This is a genomic window from Microbispora cellulosiformans (genome assembly GCF_008728085.1).
Lineage (GTDB): Bacteria > Actinomycetota > Actinomycetes > Streptosporangiales > Streptosporangiaceae > Microbispora > Microbispora amethystogenes.
In genome coordinates, this window is the sequence record NZ_VYTZ01000002.1 from 229,586 (window position 1) to 244,153 (window position 14,568).

At 74.1% G+C, this 14,568-nt stretch carries 13 protein-coding genes; 3 read left to right on the forward strand and 10 right to left on the reverse strand.

The genetic code is table 11. From position 1 onward, the window contains the following. Positions 1-10 precede the first annotated feature (10 nt). Together F5972_RS05170 and F5972_RS05175 are read left to right on the forward strand one after the other, a co-directional pair. Positions 11-946 carry an NADP-dependent oxidoreductase gene (locus F5972_RS05170; protein ID WP_318527506.1) on the forward strand — a complete coding sequence of 312 codons (936 nt, stop codon included), beginning with the start codon at positions 11-13 and terminating at the stop codon, positions 944-946. 7 nt (positions 947-953) lie between these two features. Further along, positions 954-1,817: an LLM class flavin-dependent oxidoreductase gene (locus F5972_RS05175; protein ID WP_150931620.1), complete on the forward strand. Its 864-nt coding sequence runs from the start codon at positions 954-956 to the stop codon at positions 1,815-1,817. Here the strand turns inward: F5972_RS05175 and F5972_RS39255 are convergent. The 9 genes from F5972_RS39255 to F5972_RS05220 all read right to left on the reverse strand — a co-directional run bounded on the left by F5972_RS39255 (position 1,747) and on the right by F5972_RS05220 (position 12,945). Beyond that, on the reverse strand, positions 1,747-2,109 hold the full coding sequence (locus F5972_RS39255; RefSeq protein WP_404803038.1) for an LmrA/YxaF family transcription factor: 363 nt from the start codon (positions 2,107-2,109) through the stop codon (positions 1,747-1,749). The two genes, F5972_RS05175 and F5972_RS39255, sit on opposite strands and share 71 nt — an antisense overlap. Beyond that, complete coding sequence (locus tag F5972_RS05185) at positions 2,106-3,101, reverse strand: enolase C-terminal domain-like protein (RefSeq protein ID WP_150931622.1); 996 nt, start codon at positions 3,099-3,101, stop codon at positions 2,106-2,108. Before F5972_RS05185 ends, F5972_RS39255 begins: the two co-directional genes overlap by 4 nt. A gap of 97 nt (positions 3,102-3,198) precedes the next feature. Further along, positions 3,199-4,551: an MFS transporter gene (locus F5972_RS05190; protein ID WP_225311180.1), complete on the reverse strand. Its 1,353-nt coding sequence runs from the start codon at positions 4,549-4,551 to the stop codon at positions 3,199-3,201. A gap of 29 nt (positions 4,552-4,580) precedes the next feature. Then, a complete protein-coding gene (locus tag F5972_RS05195; RefSeq protein ID WP_150931624.1) occupies positions 4,581-5,741 on the reverse strand; it encodes a vWA domain-containing protein in 1,161 nt (386 codons plus the stop codon). Next, on the reverse strand, positions 5,741-8,266 hold the full coding sequence (locus F5972_RS05200; RefSeq protein WP_225311181.1) for a DUF5682 family protein: 2,526 nt from the start codon (positions 8,264-8,266) through the stop codon (positions 5,741-5,743). Before F5972_RS05200 ends, F5972_RS05195 begins: the two co-directional genes overlap by 1 nt. Beyond that, a complete protein-coding gene (locus tag F5972_RS05205; RefSeq protein ID WP_150931626.1) occupies positions 8,256-9,323 on the reverse strand; it encodes an ATP-binding protein in 1,068 nt (355 codons plus the stop codon). Before F5972_RS05205 ends, F5972_RS05200 begins: the two co-directional genes overlap by 11 nt. Further along, the gene (locus F5972_RS05210) at positions 9,320-10,672 is read right to left on the reverse strand and encodes a DUF5691 domain-containing protein (protein ID WP_150931628.1); all 1,353 of its coding nucleotides are present in this window, start codon (positions 10,670-10,672) and stop codon (positions 9,320-9,322) included. Before F5972_RS05210 ends, F5972_RS05205 begins: the two co-directional genes overlap by 4 nt. A gap of 208 nt (positions 10,673-10,880) precedes the next feature. Then, positions 10,881-12,068, reverse strand: a complete 1,188-nt coding sequence (locus tag F5972_RS37810) for an SWIM zinc finger family protein (RefSeq protein ID WP_225311182.1) — start codon at positions 12,066-12,068, stop codon at positions 10,881-10,883. 148 nt (positions 12,069-12,216) lie between these two features. Then, positions 12,217-12,945: a class I SAM-dependent methyltransferase gene (locus tag F5972_RS05220; RefSeq protein ID WP_150931630.1), complete on the reverse strand. Its 729-nt coding sequence runs from the start codon at positions 12,943-12,945 to the stop codon at positions 12,217-12,219. A gap of 137 nt (positions 12,946-13,082) precedes the next feature. Here F5972_RS05220 and F5972_RS05225 point away from each other — a divergent pair, with 137 nt between their 5' ends. Then, positions 13,083-13,628, forward strand: a complete 546-nt coding sequence (locus F5972_RS05225) for a DinB family protein (RefSeq protein ID WP_150931632.1) — start codon at positions 13,083-13,085, stop codon at positions 13,626-13,628. A 42-nt stretch (positions 13,629-13,670) separates the two neighbouring features. Here the strand turns inward: F5972_RS05225 and F5972_RS05230 are convergent, their stop codons facing one another. Beyond that, a complete protein-coding gene (locus tag F5972_RS05230) occupies positions 13,671-14,561 on the reverse strand; it encodes a fumarylacetoacetate hydrolase family protein (protein WP_150931635.1) in 891 nt (296 codons plus the stop codon). Positions 14,562-14,568 lie beyond the last annotated feature (7 nt).

Here is a 14,568-nt window from a genome sequence, read left to right on the forward strand (position 1 = left end):
GGGGCAGAAGGTGACCAGAGGAATGCGCGCGGCTGCGATTGCCGAGTATGGCGGTCCGGAGGTGTTGCGGCTGATTGAGGTGGACGAGCCGCACGCGGGTGCCGGTCAGGTCCGCGTTCGTGTGAAGGCGGCCGGCGTGCAGCCGTTCGACGTGGCCGTCGTGGCGGGACAGATCCTGCGCGAAGAGGGTGACCGCGATCTGGCGACTCCGCGGATCCCCGGAAACGAGTTCGCCGGCGTCGTGGACGAGGTCGGTGACGGCGCGGCCGGGTTCGCGGTTGGCGACGAGGTGCTTGGGTTCGGCACGCTCAACGCCTATGGCGAATACATCGTCGTGGGCGCCGACCAGATCTGCCGGAAACCAGCGAATATGCCCTGGGTCGTCGCCGGTGGCTTCAGTGCCGCGGCACAGACTGCGGACATCGCGTTGAAGGAGCTCCGTGTCGGCGCCGGCGACACCGTACTGATCCATGGCGCGGCCGGGGCGGTCGGGCATGTCGCGGTCCAGCTTTGCCGGATCCGGGGCGCGGACGTCGTCGGTGCCGCGCGCCCGGCGCACCACGACTTCCTTCGCTCGCTCGGTGCCGTGCCCGTCGGCTACGGTGCCGGGTTTCTCGATCGGGTACGCCAGGCCGCTCCTCGTGGTGTAGTCGATGCCTGTCTGGACGGTGTGGGCGGTGACACTCTCGACGACAGTCTGAGGTTGATCTCCGACAGGAGCCGAACACTCACCCTCGTGGAGCATGAGAAGGCGCCGCGGCTTGGGATTCGGGTCACCCCTCGGGCCAGGTCTGCGGAACGGCTGGCCGAGCTCGTCGCGCACTACGCCGAAGGGCGGCTGGCCTTCGACATCCTCGAGACGTATCCGCTGGCGGACGCCGCTGAGGCCCATCGTCGCTACCGGGCGCGGAACATTCGCGGCAAGCTCGTCCTGACCGTCGGCTAGGCGAACCATGGGTGAAATCAAGGTCGGCGTCGTTCTGCCGTCCCTGGAGGTCCAAGCGCGCGACGGTATCGACCTCCGCGTCGCGGCGCGTCACGCCGAGGCCGCGGGCATGGACAGCGTGTGGCTCGGCGATCACCTGATGACGGGGCGCCCCTCGCTCGACATCGTCGCGGCGCTGGCCACCGCGGCCGCCGTCACCGACAGGATCTCGATCGGCGCGGGCGTCTTCGTCCCGGCGATCCGGCCGCTGGCCTGGGCCGCGAAACAGGTCGCGAGCCTCCAGCACCTGTCTGGCGGGCGGCTGATCCTCGGCGTCGGCTCCGGAGGTGATGCCGGGCAGTGGGCGGCGGCCGAGGTCGACTACGCCGAACGCGGGCCACGGACCGACCGTGCCCTGGATCTGCTGCCCGCGCTGCTCGCCGGTGAACGGGTACGGATCGGCGCACACAACGTCGAACTGTCGCCGGCGGTCACCAGACCGCCCATCTGGGTCGGCAACGCCTCCCCGATCGCCATCCGGCGCGCCGCACGGGCCGGTGACGGCTGGTTCCCGTCACTGATACCGCCCGCGCAGGTCGCCGCCGGTGCCGCCCGGCTCGCCGAACTGGCCGACTCACCCCGTGACATCGCCGTCGGAACCACGGGAGCGCTGGGCGACGGTGTACACGGCCGCGACCGAATCGCCGCCGCCATCGCGAACGCGTACGGCATCGAAGCCGCCGGCCTTCCAATCGTCGGCAGCCCCGACGAGGCCGCGCACCGCCTGAACGAATTCCGAGCGGCAGGCGCCACCCACGTCGTCATGGGATTCGCCGACGGCCGCTGGCGTGACCAATGCGACCTCCTCGCCCAGAGCAGACATCTCCTCTGACCGCCGCGATCAGACGGCGACCAGTACCCGGGTCAGGGGCAGTGCCGTCGACCAGGCGGGCCAGTTGACGCCCCGCCGCGCGCAGGGGCTCTTCGCTGCGGTGAACCTGGGCTGTCACCTCCGCGCCTTCCAGCGTGCTGATGACCGTGGTCGCCAGGTCCCGCGCGTCCTCCTCGCGGAAGCCCGCGCGCAGCGGCTTGTCGTACACCAGCCGCTCCCATCCTCGCAGCGCCGAGCCGCGCACCCGCTGGATCGCCGAGTCCGTGCCCAGTGTCTCCAGCCGCGCTCTCAGACGTGGAACGACTCGCGGGCCATGCGGCGCACGCGGTCCTCGTCCACGGTGTGGCCGAGGCCGGGCTGGGTGAGCGGCACGGCGACGACCCCGCCGGACGCGCCGACCGGCGGGAGCACCACCTGAGCGCTGCGCGGCGGCTCGGCCACGTCGCTGGGCAGGGTGCAGCCGGGCAGGCTGGCGACGGCGACCGTCGCGGCCCGGGCCAGGCCCGCGCCGAGGCCGCCGGCGCAGACGATGTCCCACCCGGCCTCCGCCGCGTGGTCGTGCGCGCGCCGCGCGGCGCCGAGAGAGCCGAGTTTCGCCGGCCGCAGCAGCAGCGCCCGGCCCGCGCCGAGGCGCATCGCCTCGTCCAGCTCGGCCACGGAAGCCACCTCGACCGCGACCGCGGCCGACACCCGGTCCTGCAGGTCGGCGCTGGTCAGCAGGTCCTTGAAGGGGCGCTCGATGGCCACCACCCCGTAGGAGTCCAGCGCCTCCAGCTGGGAGATCTCGGTGTAGGCGCCGCGCCCGTCCACCGCGATGGCCAGGCCGGGGTAGGCGGCGCGTACGGCCCGCAGCGGCTCGACGTCCCAGCCGGGGTGGACGTCCAGCGTCACGTGCCCGTAGCCCGCGCAGACGTGCCGGTTCACCCGGGCGACCATGCTCTCCAGCGAACGGTCCGCCGTCAGCCTGACCGTCGCGATCAGCGACGTGCGGGTGCCGCCGAGGGCGTGGGCGAGCGGAACGCCGTTCATGCGGCCCCACAGGTCCCAGCAGGCCATGTCACCGGCCGCGCCGCCCGGATTGTCCCCCAGCTCCGACGGGTGTTCCCAGTCGATGCCGACGAGCGCGGGCAGGGCCCGCTCCAGCGGCCCGGCTCCGGCCGGATCGACGGCCTCGCCCCAGCCGACCATGCCGCCGTAGTCCGTGATCTTCACCAGGACGGTCTCCGGACGCCTGCCGTACGGCAGAGTCATCCTGAAGACCTCCAGTTCCCGGACACGCGGCACTCGGATCTCCTCGTTTCTTTCCCTTGTCCCCACCGGCGGCCGTTCCGTGGCTTCGCGCCCGGACGGCCGGGCTCCGCGGCGGGATTTCCGGGAGTCCCTAGACCTCCATGGTGCCCGGTTCACGGCGGTGCTCGAACCGGCCGCCCACGACCGCGGCCGTGACGGCCATGACGACCAGCAGGCCGAGGCACGTCACGTAGACCCACGACCTGCCCCCGTACGCCGCGAACAGGGCGCCGGTGACCGCGACGGCGACGACCGCGAAGACCGATTCACCGATGCTCAGCGAGGCGCTGTTGCGGCCCGCCTCCCCCGGCGCGGAGAGCTCCAGCACCAGCACCGACAGCGTCGGGAAGACCATGCCGATGCCCAGGCCCGCCACCAGCCAGCCCGCGAACGCCACGACGACCGGCGTGGCGGGAACGACCACGAGGGTGGTGACGCAGATGCCGGCGGCGATCAGCGTCGCGCCGAGACGGATGGTCAGCGCCCGCGCGTGGGGCCTGCGCCCCTGAATCCACGAGCCGAGCGACCAGGCGAGGGCTCCCCCGGTGAGCGCGAGACCGGCCTCGGCCGTGTTCAGGTGCCGCTCCCGGACCAGCATCAGCGGGACGAACACCTCGGCGGCGAAGAACGACCCGGCGGCCAGGCCCCGCAGCGCGATCACCGTGGGCAGGCCCCGGGCGGCGCGCAGCGTGCCCCGGGGCAGCAGTCTCGGCAGCGCCAGCGCGAGGACCACCAGCCCGGCGCCCGCCAGCAGGACGCCCGCGCCCGCGGCGCCGCTGCCGTACTGCAGCAGGGCCGCGCCGACGGCGGCGCACACGCCCCAGGCGAACCGGGGCAGGAAGGCCCGGCCCATCGCCTCCCTCGGCTGCCCGGCCGGCTCGGGCAGGCCGCGCCACATCACCAGCGCGGCGGGGGCCGACAGCACCGCCACACCCAGGAAGATCCAGCGCCAGCTCCAGGACTCCGCCACGAAGCCGGTGATCGCCGGGCCGACCACCGACGGCAGCACCCAGGCCGCGGCCAGCGCCGAGAACACCCTCGGGTGCATGGCGGAGGGGTAGGCCTGGGCGACGAGGACGTACAACGCCACGTTGAACAGGCCGCCGCCGAGTCCCTGGAGGAACCGCCCGGCGAGGAAGACCTCCATGGAGGGCGCGAACCCCGAGACGGCCAGCCCGGCGACGAACCCTCCGACCCCCGTCCACAGGGCGGGGAACGGCCCCCGCGCGTCGCTCCAGCGCCCGCCGACCACCGTGGCGATGACGTTGGCCGCCATGCCGCCGCTGAACGCGAGGCCGTAGAGGCGGTAGCCGTTCAGCTCCCGGCCGATCAGCGGCATCGCGGTGGCCACCGCCAGATACTCGAACGCCACGAGCATCACCAGGGCCACGATCCCCACACTCAGGGAGCGGTAACGCTGGCTGAAGACGGGTGGAGCGGACATTACCGAAGTCATGATACGGACCTTACAAATCATCGCCCGGGTCGCGTCATCCGGCATTGGTCGTAGGACCTGCGCTCGATGGCGGCCGCCATCAGCTCGGGAAAGGCGTCCGGGGTGCAGGCGAAGGCCGGCACGCCCAGCGCGGCAAGCGCCGCCGCGTTCTCGTGGTCGTACTGCGGCGCCCCGTCGTCCGACAGCGCGAGCAGCACGATCACCTGGACCCCGGCGGCGGTCATGGCGGCGATCCGGCGCAGCATCTCCTCCCTCGGCCCTCCCTCGAACAGGTCGCTGACCAGCAGGAGGATCGTGTCGGCCGGCCGGGTCACCAGGCTCTGGCAGTAGGCCACGGCCCGGTTGACGTCGGTTCCGCCGCCGAGCTGGGTGCCGAACAGCACCTCGACGGGGTCGCGCAGCTGGTCGGTGAGGTCCACCACGGCCGTGTCGAAGGCCACGAGCGAGGTCCTGAGCGCGCGCATCGAGGCGAGCACCGCGGCGAAGACGCCCGCGTACACCACCGAGGCGGCCATCGAACCGCTCTGGTCGACGGCCAGCACGACGTCCCGCCGGACACCCCGCTGCCCGCGGGCGTACCCGACGAGCCGGGACGGCACGACGGTCCCCCGCTCGGGCAGGTAGTTGCCGAGGTTCGCCCGGATCGTACGGTCCCAGTCGACCTCGGCCGCCCTTCTGGGCCGATGGGTTCTCGCCGTGCGGTCGAGGGCGCCGCTGACGGCCGCCAGGGTGCGGCGCGTCAGCCGCGCCTCCAGCTCCCGTACGACCGTGCGGACGACGGCCCTGGCCGACTCGCGGGCCCGCTCCGGCATCAGCCGGTTCAACGACAACAGGGTGCCCACGAGATGGACGTCGGGCTCGACCGCCTCCAGCATCTCGGGCTCCAGCAGCAGCCGGGTCAGGTCGAGCCGTTCGATGGCGTCCTTCTGCATGACCTGCACGACACCGGCGGGGAAGTGCTCCCTGATGTCTCCCAGCCAGCGGGCCACCCGCGGCGCGGACGCGCCGAGACCGGCGCCCCGCCGCTCATGCTCGTCGTAGAGGGCCGAGAGCGCGGCGTCCATCCGGGCGTCGGCGCCCTCCAGCACTGTCTCCAGGCCCCCTTCCATGGCCCCCTCCGCCGCCGCGCCGCCCAGCGCCAGCCGCCAGCGGCGCAGCCGCTCCTCCTCGCCGCCCATCAGGCTCCCCCATCCCTCTCGCGCCCCGGTTCCTCACGCCCCGGTTCCTCGCGCCGCGGGACTCGGCGCCCCGCGCTGTCAGGCCCCGGGACCCCCCTCCCCGGCGCTTCGCCTCCGGTGCCCTCGCGGGCAAGGACGTCGCGACGCGGAATCTCATGACCGGGGATCTCATGGCCGGAGATTTCGTGACCGGGGATCTCATGGCCGGAGATTTCGTGGCCGGAGATTTCGTGGCCCAGGATCTCCCGCACCGTCCGGACGGCCGCCGCCGCCAGCCCGTCGTCGTAGTCCGCCCCGTCGCCGCCAGGCACAAAGCCCGACGCGGAGCCGGAACGGACCCGCCGGCCGATCAGCCGCCGCTCCGGCGCCGGGAAGGCGCCGAACGTGCGCCGCAGCAGCGGCAGCACGTCCACGAACTCCTCGGGCGACAGGCCGGTGAGCCAGGCGTCCACGGTGGCGAGCAGGCGCGCGTCGTGGACGAGCAGCAGGCCGCCCCCGGACAGGAAGCCCTCCATCCAGGCCGCGGACCGGGCCGGGGGGTTGCCGGGCGACATCGACCGCGCCATGCGGGCGGCCACGTCATCCTCCAGGGCCCCGGCGTCGAACAGGATGCGCACAATCCGGCCGTCGAGCAGCCCCGGCAGGTCGTCGCGCCGGGCGATCCCGGACAACGTCGTGAGCCACCGGCTGTCTCCCATCAGCCCGGCCGCGGCGTGGACGCCGTCCACCAGCGTGGCCATCTCGCGGGCCGCGTCCTCGTCCAGTCCCGACAGGGCGGGGGACAGCCCGGCGCAGATCCGCGCCAGCATCGACTCCGTTACGCCCGTGAGGCCCTCGGTGCCGCGTACGTCCCCGTACCGGCGGGTCCGCACGAGCGCGGGCAGCGCACCCATGAGGTGGCGCACCTCGCCGTCGACCGCCGCCCGGTCCTCGATCATCCCCAGCACGTGCGGCAGCGCGCCGGGGAGATGGGCCGGCAGGCAGCGCTCGACCAGCGCGGCCAGTTCGGGCAGGCCCGCACCGCCCGCGAGGTCGCGGACGCGGGCCGTCGCCCCCGCCTCGACCGTGATCCCCCAGACGGCGGCCTCGACGAGGGCCACGTCGAGCTCGGGGCGCCACTCCAGCGACCAGGTCTCCTTGAACGTCCCCTTGCCACGTGCCCGTCGCGGGGTGCCCCAGGGCACGTCCAGCAGGGTGAGCCGGTGCAGCAGCCGGCTGCGGCCGAGGTCGAGCGGTTTGCGCAGGTCGAGGTCGTGCTCCCCGGTCAGGGCCTCCGGCTTCATGCGCAGCCGCCGCTGCTCGTCGCGCAGGTCCCGCCGCAGCGGCACCATCGGCGTGGAGTCCGGCACCCGGCCGAGCCGCTCCCCCACGACCATGCGCCGCTGGACCAGCTCGACCGGCAGCTCGTCGCCGCCGCACAGCACCGCCCTGACCGCCTCGGTGACCTCCGACAGCCCGGCGAGCGGCCTGCCGCGCAGCGCGGCCAGCCCCTCGGCGAGCCGTACGGCCTCGATGACGTGCGCGGACGAGACGGGCAGGTCCTCCTCGCGCAGGATCGCGGCCGCGCGGGCGAGCCAGCGCTCCACCGGCCGATCGGGCGCCGTGAACAGGTGCTCGTACCACCCGGGCGCGGCGACGCCCGCGCCGTAGCCGGCGCCCGCCGCGAGCCGTCCGTGGGTCCACGGCACCCACGTCATCTCGACCCTGACCCTGGGCAGGCCGCGCAGCAGCCGCTCGTCCTCCGCCACCGAGGGCGGGCGGCCAGGCCCGTCCGTCGCAACCGGGCCCGCCCCGGCCGAACCGGGTGGTGTCAGCTCGGGCAGGGTCAGCGCGGGCAGGTGCCAGGCCCCGCAGACCACCGCGATTCGGGCGAAACCCTCCCGCGCCGCCTTCCGCAGCGTCCGGCGCATATACGCCTCACGCCGGGCCTCCGTGCCCTCCGCGACGTGCCCGTCGCGTACGGCCCGCATCGCCTCGGCGACGACGTCGAGCGTCCCTGCCTCGCCCCGGTGCTCGACCAGGTCCTCCCACCACCGCTCCGGGTCGTCGTACCCCGCCGCGCGGGCCAGCTCGCCGATGGGGTCGCGGCGCACGGGGTCGGCGTCGAGCGCGAGGCCGCAGCCGGCGGGCAGGTCGCAGAACCGCACCTCGGCGCCCGCTCCGGTGGCGTAGAGGATGGCCTGCCACTCGGGTGAGAACTCCGCGAACGGCCAGAAGGCGGCCCGCGACGGCTGCCCCGGCACGTACGCCAGGAGCGCGACCGGCGGTCGCATGCCGGGGTCGGCGGCGAGCGCCACCAGGCCGTCGGCCTCGGGCGGGCCCTCGATCAGCACGAGATCGGGCCGGATCCTGGTCAGCTCGTCACGCACCGCCCTGGCCGATCCCGGCCCATGGTGCCGCACCCCGAGCACCCACGCCCGCGCCCCGTCCCGGACCGCGCTCGTGTCCTCGGCCCGGTTCCCGCTCGGGGCCTTGCTCGGGGCCGGGTGCGGGCCGGGCGAGGCGGCGGCGGTCTCAGCCGGCATCGCGGCAGGCCCGGTAGAAGTCGCGCCAGTCGTCGCGGTCGCGGACGACGGTCTCCAGGTATTCCTGCCACACCACGCGGTCGGACACCGGGTCCTGGACCACGGCTCCCAGGATTCCGCCCGCGATGTCTGCCGGGCGCAGCACGCCGTCGCCGAAGTGGGCGGCGAGCACGATCCCGCCGGTGACGACCGAGATGGCCTCCGCCGTGCTGAGCGTGCCGGTGGGTGACTTGACCTTGGTCCGCCCGTCGGCGGTCACTCCCGCGCGCAGTTCGCGGAAGACGGTGACCACCCGGCGGATCTCCGCCAGCCCGGTGACGGTCTCCGGCAGCTCCAGGGAGCGGCCGAGCTGCGCCACCCGCCGGGCCACGATGTCGACCTCCTCCTCCAGGCTGGCCGGGACCGGCAGCACGACCGTGTTGAACCGCCTGCGCAGCGCGCTCGACAGGTCGTTGACGCCGCGATCGCGGTCGTTGGCGGTGGCGATGACGTTGAAGCCCTTGGCCGCCTGCACCTCCTCCCCCAGCTCCGGGATCGGCAGCGTCTTCTCCGACAGCACGGTGATCAGCGCGTCCTGCACGTCGGACGGCATGCGGGTGAGCTCCTCGACCCGGGCCAGCCGTCCCTCCGCCATCGCTCGCATGACCGGGCTCGGCGTCATCGCCTGGCGGGAGGGACCTTCCGACAGCAGCCGCGCGTAGTTCCATCCGTAGCGGACCGCCTCCTCCGCCGTACCGGCCGTGCCCTGCACGAGCAGGGTCGAGTCGCCGCAGATCGCCGCGGCGAGGTGCTCCGACAGCCAGGTCTTGGCCGTGCCCGGCACGCCGAGCAGCAACAGCGCCCGGTCGGTGGCGAGCGTCGCCACCGCGACCTCGACGATCCTGCGCGGGCCGACGTACTTCGGCGTGATCTGGCCGCCGTCTCCCAGCACGTAGGTCGTCACCGCCCAGGGCGAAAGCCGCCAGCCCGGCGGGCGCGGCCGGTCGTCGGTCTTCGCGAGGATCGCCAGCTCGTCGGCGAACTGGTCCTCCGCGTGCGGGCGCAGAACGGTGGTCACGAAAGCTCCTTCAGCATGTCGAAGCGGAACCGCAGGGTCGCGGCCAGCTCGGGCACCTCCGCCGCGTGGGCGTACGCCGCGGGGTCGAACCGCTCGCCCGCGAGCCGGATCAGCTCTCCGGCGTTCCACGGCTGGGTCCGCGTGGTCTCCACGATCTTCTTGAGCACGGCCCGCGCGAGCCGGGACCCCCACGGCCGCGGCACTCCGCCCAGCATCATGACCAGCTGGCCGTCCACCGGATGGCCCGCCACCAGCTCGGCCGCCCGGCGGGACCGCTCCTCGGGCGGGAGCACGGCCAGCAGGTCGGTCAGCGGCTCGGCCTCGAACAGGGCACGCGCCCACGTCGTGTCCCGCTGCAGGATGGCGGCCCGGGTCCAGCCCATGCGCACCTCCCGCTCCCAGTCGCCGATCCTCGTCCGGGCGATCTCGTCCGGCGGCATGCCGAGATGACCCGGCCAGAACGACAGCGGAGTATGCGCCACAACCTGCTGCAGCCACCAGCCCCGCGTCTCCATGCCGGCGGGCGGCCGGGCCCTGACGCCGTCGCGCTCCATCGCGCCGTCGCAGTCCGCCGGCGGCTCCGCCCGGAGCCCGGGACCGTTCCCGGTCACGAACCGGGACGCCCGTGCGGTCATCCGGTGGGCCAGCCGCGACCGCGGCAGGCGGGTGAGGAGGTCGGCGGCGGCCTGCCGCACCTCGCGGCGGCGGTCGTCGAGCGCCGCCTCCAGGAACGGCTCGTCGGCCATGCCGAGGCCGTCGGCGAGGATCGCCACGAAGGCGGCCCGGTCCTCCGGCGTCTCCGCGCTCCAGCCGCGTTCCAGCAGTTCCCGCGCGGCCGCCGGATCACGCCGGCGCAAGGCGGCCAGGAAGGCGCGCCTGTCTCCGCTGGTGCCGAGCTCCCACACCTCGTCCGGCGGCACGTGCGCCGGCTCCGCCAGCAGGTACGCCCAGGCGGAGTTGAGACCGGCGAGCCAGCGGCCCCGGGCCCCGGTGACCGCCCCCAGGTGCGCGCGGATCGACCGGTCCCGCGCTCCAAGGTCGAGCAGCCCGGGGATCGTGGCGGCCGGCACCCGCACCCGCCGCGCGGCCGCCGTCTCCAGCCACTCGGTCAGCAGCCTGCTCTGCTCACCGGCGAGCATCCGGGCCAACCGGTCCGCGGCGGCGCGGGGCACGGGCGGCAGCGTCTCCGCCGCGGCGGGGACCGGCCGGGTGCCTCTCCCCGGCCGCCGCCCCGCGCGCATCCGGACCACCTGCTCGGCCGCCCGCTCCAGCAGGCTCTCGGGCGGGACGGCGCGGCGGCCGGCGCCCACCAGCGCGGTGGACACCAGTTCCTCCCACAATTCGGTCATCGGACGGCCCTTCTCGCCAGGGGAACCGCACGGGCCCATCCTCTGGATGCCGCCTCCACCGATGGGCATACGCCCGGGCCGGTTGCTCCGCTCCGGAAGCGGGGCGAGCGGCCGGGAGAAGCGGCAAGACGGCCCGGCCGCCGGGCAGGCGTCGCACTCCTGAACGTGGGCGCCGCCGGCAACGGTGCGGCCGCGATCGGAACCGGCGTCATAGGCGCACCACCTCGCCCTCGTCGTCCCAGACCGTCAGCGGGAGCAGCCCGCGTGGCGTCCACTCGGCGGCGACCGTCACCGGCCGCCCTCCGGAGACGGCCAGCAGCCGCCACGGGACCCCCGCGGCAGGGTGCAGCGGCAGGTGCAGCGGCCGCGCGTCCCCCTCACCGCCGGGCCCCGGACCCGCGGCCCTCAAACCGTCGGCCCCCGCATCGCCGCCCCCCTCCGTGTCGGCCCCCGCGCCGTCTGCCCCTGCATCGTCTGCCCCTGCATCGTCGGTCCTCAGACCGTCGGCTCCCGTACCCTCGGCCGTCAGAACGTCGGCCCCCGCGCCGTCGGCGAGGCCGTCCGGGCAGGGGACGACCCCGGCGAGCACCAGAGGCCAGGAGTCGGCCCAGGGATCTGCCGCGAGCACCTCCGCGATCAGAGCGGGCACCCGCGAGATCTCCGTCCCCGGCGGTGGACCCGCCTCGACGTCACCGTGCCGCACGGCCACCAGGGCGCGCAGCGGCGACGCGCCCGGATAGAAGGCGAGGTCGGCGTCGATCGTCGTGCCCGGCGGTGGGAACGACTCCGGCGGCTGCCCGACAGGCGAGAACGACAGCACCATCGCCGCGCGGCCGGTCGCGCGGCCCGCCAGCCAGACGCGCCGGGCGACCAGCCGCTCCTGCTCCTCGTCCCGCCAGCCGACGACGTCCCAGAGGTCCCGCACCACCGGGCCGGCCAGCACCGACTCCCTCGTGACGGGGAAGCCGACCCGGGTCCGTACGGTCTGCCGCAGCGGCCCGGGCAGCGCGCCGGCGCGACGGTGGGCGACGGCGAGCAGATGAAGCAGCGCGTACTCCCCCAGGAGGAGACCCGGCCAGTCCTCGGCTCCGAGGACCCGGGGCAGCCGGGTGACCATCCCGGCCACGCCCGGCGCCTGCGCGTCGACCAGCCGCCTGGCGAGGTCGTCCCAGCCGGCCGGGCCCGTCTGGCGCGCCTGCGCGATCCCCTGCCCGATCTGGTCGGCCAGCCACCGCTCCAGCTCCGACAGGCCCGCGGCGACCCTGCCCTCCCGCTGCTCGGCCTGCCCGCGCCTGGCCGCCGTCCGCCCCCCGGCCTCCTCTGCGGAACTGTCACCGGCGACAGCGGGGGCAGAGGGCGCCTCGATCGCCTGGTCCGGGCTCCGTCCTTGCGTCACGCGCCGCAGACTAGCCAGCGCCGCCGACAAAAACGTCCGTGTCGCGGGATGGGCGTCGGGCCGCTGCCCTGCACGCCACGAACGGCACCGGACCTCCTGTTCCGGCGCCGGAGGGGAACAGAGGCCGCGGCGCGGTCTGCCGGTGGCCTCAGGGCGTGCGCCGCACGAGGAACACGAACTCGCGGCCCGGACGGTCGGGGGCCTCCCGCACGTCCCACACCTGGTAGCCGTTGCCGAGCAGGCTCGTCTCCACCTCGTCGCGGTCCCGGAACCGCAGCGTGGAGTCGGAGGTGACGACCGTACCGTCCGTAAGGAATTCGAAGGTGTAGCGGAAGGAGACCAGCGGCAGGGTGACCGCGGTCACCTCCTGACGGCGCCGCACCGGTCCGATCCCCGCGATGTCCAGGGTGACCGGAGCGGTGTCAGCGGCCCACTCCTCCCAGGCCCGGAATCCTGGACGCCTGGTCTCGAACACGAGGTGGCCACCCGGGCGGAGCGCGGACCGGATCCCCTGGAGGGTCCGCGTCCAGTCGTCGTCGGTGAGGAAGACCTGCGCCACGTTTCCCGTCATCACCGCGAGGTCGAAGCCGAGAGCGGACACTGCCGTGGCGTCGCCGTGGACCCAGCTGATTCTCCCGGCCGGGTCCTTCGATCTCGCCGCCTCAAGCGACGCCTCGGCCGGATCGACCCCGGTGACCGTACGGCCGCTGTCCGCGAGCAGGACCGCCAGGCACCCCGTGCCGCATCCGACGTCGAGCACACGCTCCGCGCCCAGCTCACCGGCGATGCCGAGGTAGGCCGTCAGATCGTCACGGGCACCGTCGAAGGCGTCGTAGACGGCCGCGAGGCGGGGATGAGCGAAGATCGCGTCAGGCACGTTGCGACCATAACCGCGAACGCCCCCGACTCGGCGTCTGCCGTCTCTCGGCGGGGCCTGGAACGGCTCGGGTGAGGCCGGACGCCGCTCCGGCCGTGGTTTCGGGAACTGTCGGTGCCGTCTGGCAGGGTCGGGGCGTGAACGAGATCCCTGCGGCGAACTACTCGAAGAAGTGGGACGGCGACTCCCGCTCCGTTCCTGTCCTCGTCGGCGACGAGCGAGAGATCCTCACGGCCTCACTGGACTGGCACCGCGAGACGTTCGCGCTCAAGTGCTCCGGCGTGCCGAAGGAACGACTGTCCGACAAGGGAGTGCCGCCTTCCGTGCTGAGCCTCCACGGCATCCTCCGGCACCTCGCCGGCGTCGAGCGGTGGTGGTTCCGCATCCAGTTCGCCGGTGAGGACGTCCCGCTCCTCTACTACTCCGACGACGACCCCGACCAGGACTTCGAGGATCTGGGCGGGGACGCCGACGAGGCGTTCGCCGTGTGGCGCGCGGAGTGCGAGCGCTCCCGGGAGATCGTGGCCGCCGCCCGGTCGCTGGACGAGACCGGCGTCCAGCGCTCCACCGGGCGGCCGATCGCGCTGCGCCGCATCCTGGTCGACATGATCGCGGAGTACGCGCGTCACAACGGCCACGCCGACCTGCTCCGCGAGCGGATCGACGGCGCCACGGGCCACTGACGCTCCGCGCGGCCGAGCACGGGCGGGCCGGGCCCGGAAAGGTCACCGGCCGGGCGGCTCCCGCCACAGGTCGATGCCGTCGACGGCGCTCACGGGGGTGACCAGACGGCCGAGGCCGTCGATCTCGATGGTCACCTCGTCGCCGGGCGTCAGCGTGAAGTCCGACTCCGGCACGAGGCAGGTGCCGGTCGTCAGGATCACACCGTACGGATAGCGGTCGGCGCGCAGGAGGTGCTCGACGAGGTCGTCGATCCGCCGGTGGAGCCGGCGGGTGCTCGCCGAGCCCGCCCAGATCTCGCGGGAGCCGCGCGAGATGCCGAGCCGGATGCCGAGGTCGTAGGGGTCGGGCACCTCCCAGGCGGGACGGATCCCCGGGCCCAGCGCGGTGGCGCCGAGATACATCTTCGCCTGCGGAAGATACAGCGGGTTCTCGCCCTCGATGGAGCGGGAGCTCACGTCGTCGCAGACGGTGTATCCGGCGATCTCCCCGTTGGCGCAGACCACCACGGCGAGTTCCGGCTCCGGCACGTCCCAGGACGAGTCCGGCCGTACGGCGATCGTCTGTCCGTGTCCCCGGACGCGCCAGCCGAGCGACTTGAAGAACAACTCGGGGCGGGGGGCGTCGTACACCCGCTCGTAGATGTCGGGCTCGTGGCTCTCCTCCTTGCGCGCCTCCCGCGATCTCCGGTAGGTGACGCCCGCGGCCCAGACCTCCGTCCACCGGTCCACGGGCGCGGCGAGTGAGGCCAGCGTCACGGCCGGGCCGGTCGCCGCCGCGAGAGATCGGCGGAAGTGGTCGAGGCCGGACGAGAGCGCCTCCCCGAGCGAGAAGTCCTCCGGCAGCGGCCGGTCGCCCTCCTCGTCACGGACGGCCCAGCGTGCCGGCCCCGGGACTCCGGTGTCGTCGGGGAGGTGGCCACGTACGAGTCGCATCAATGTG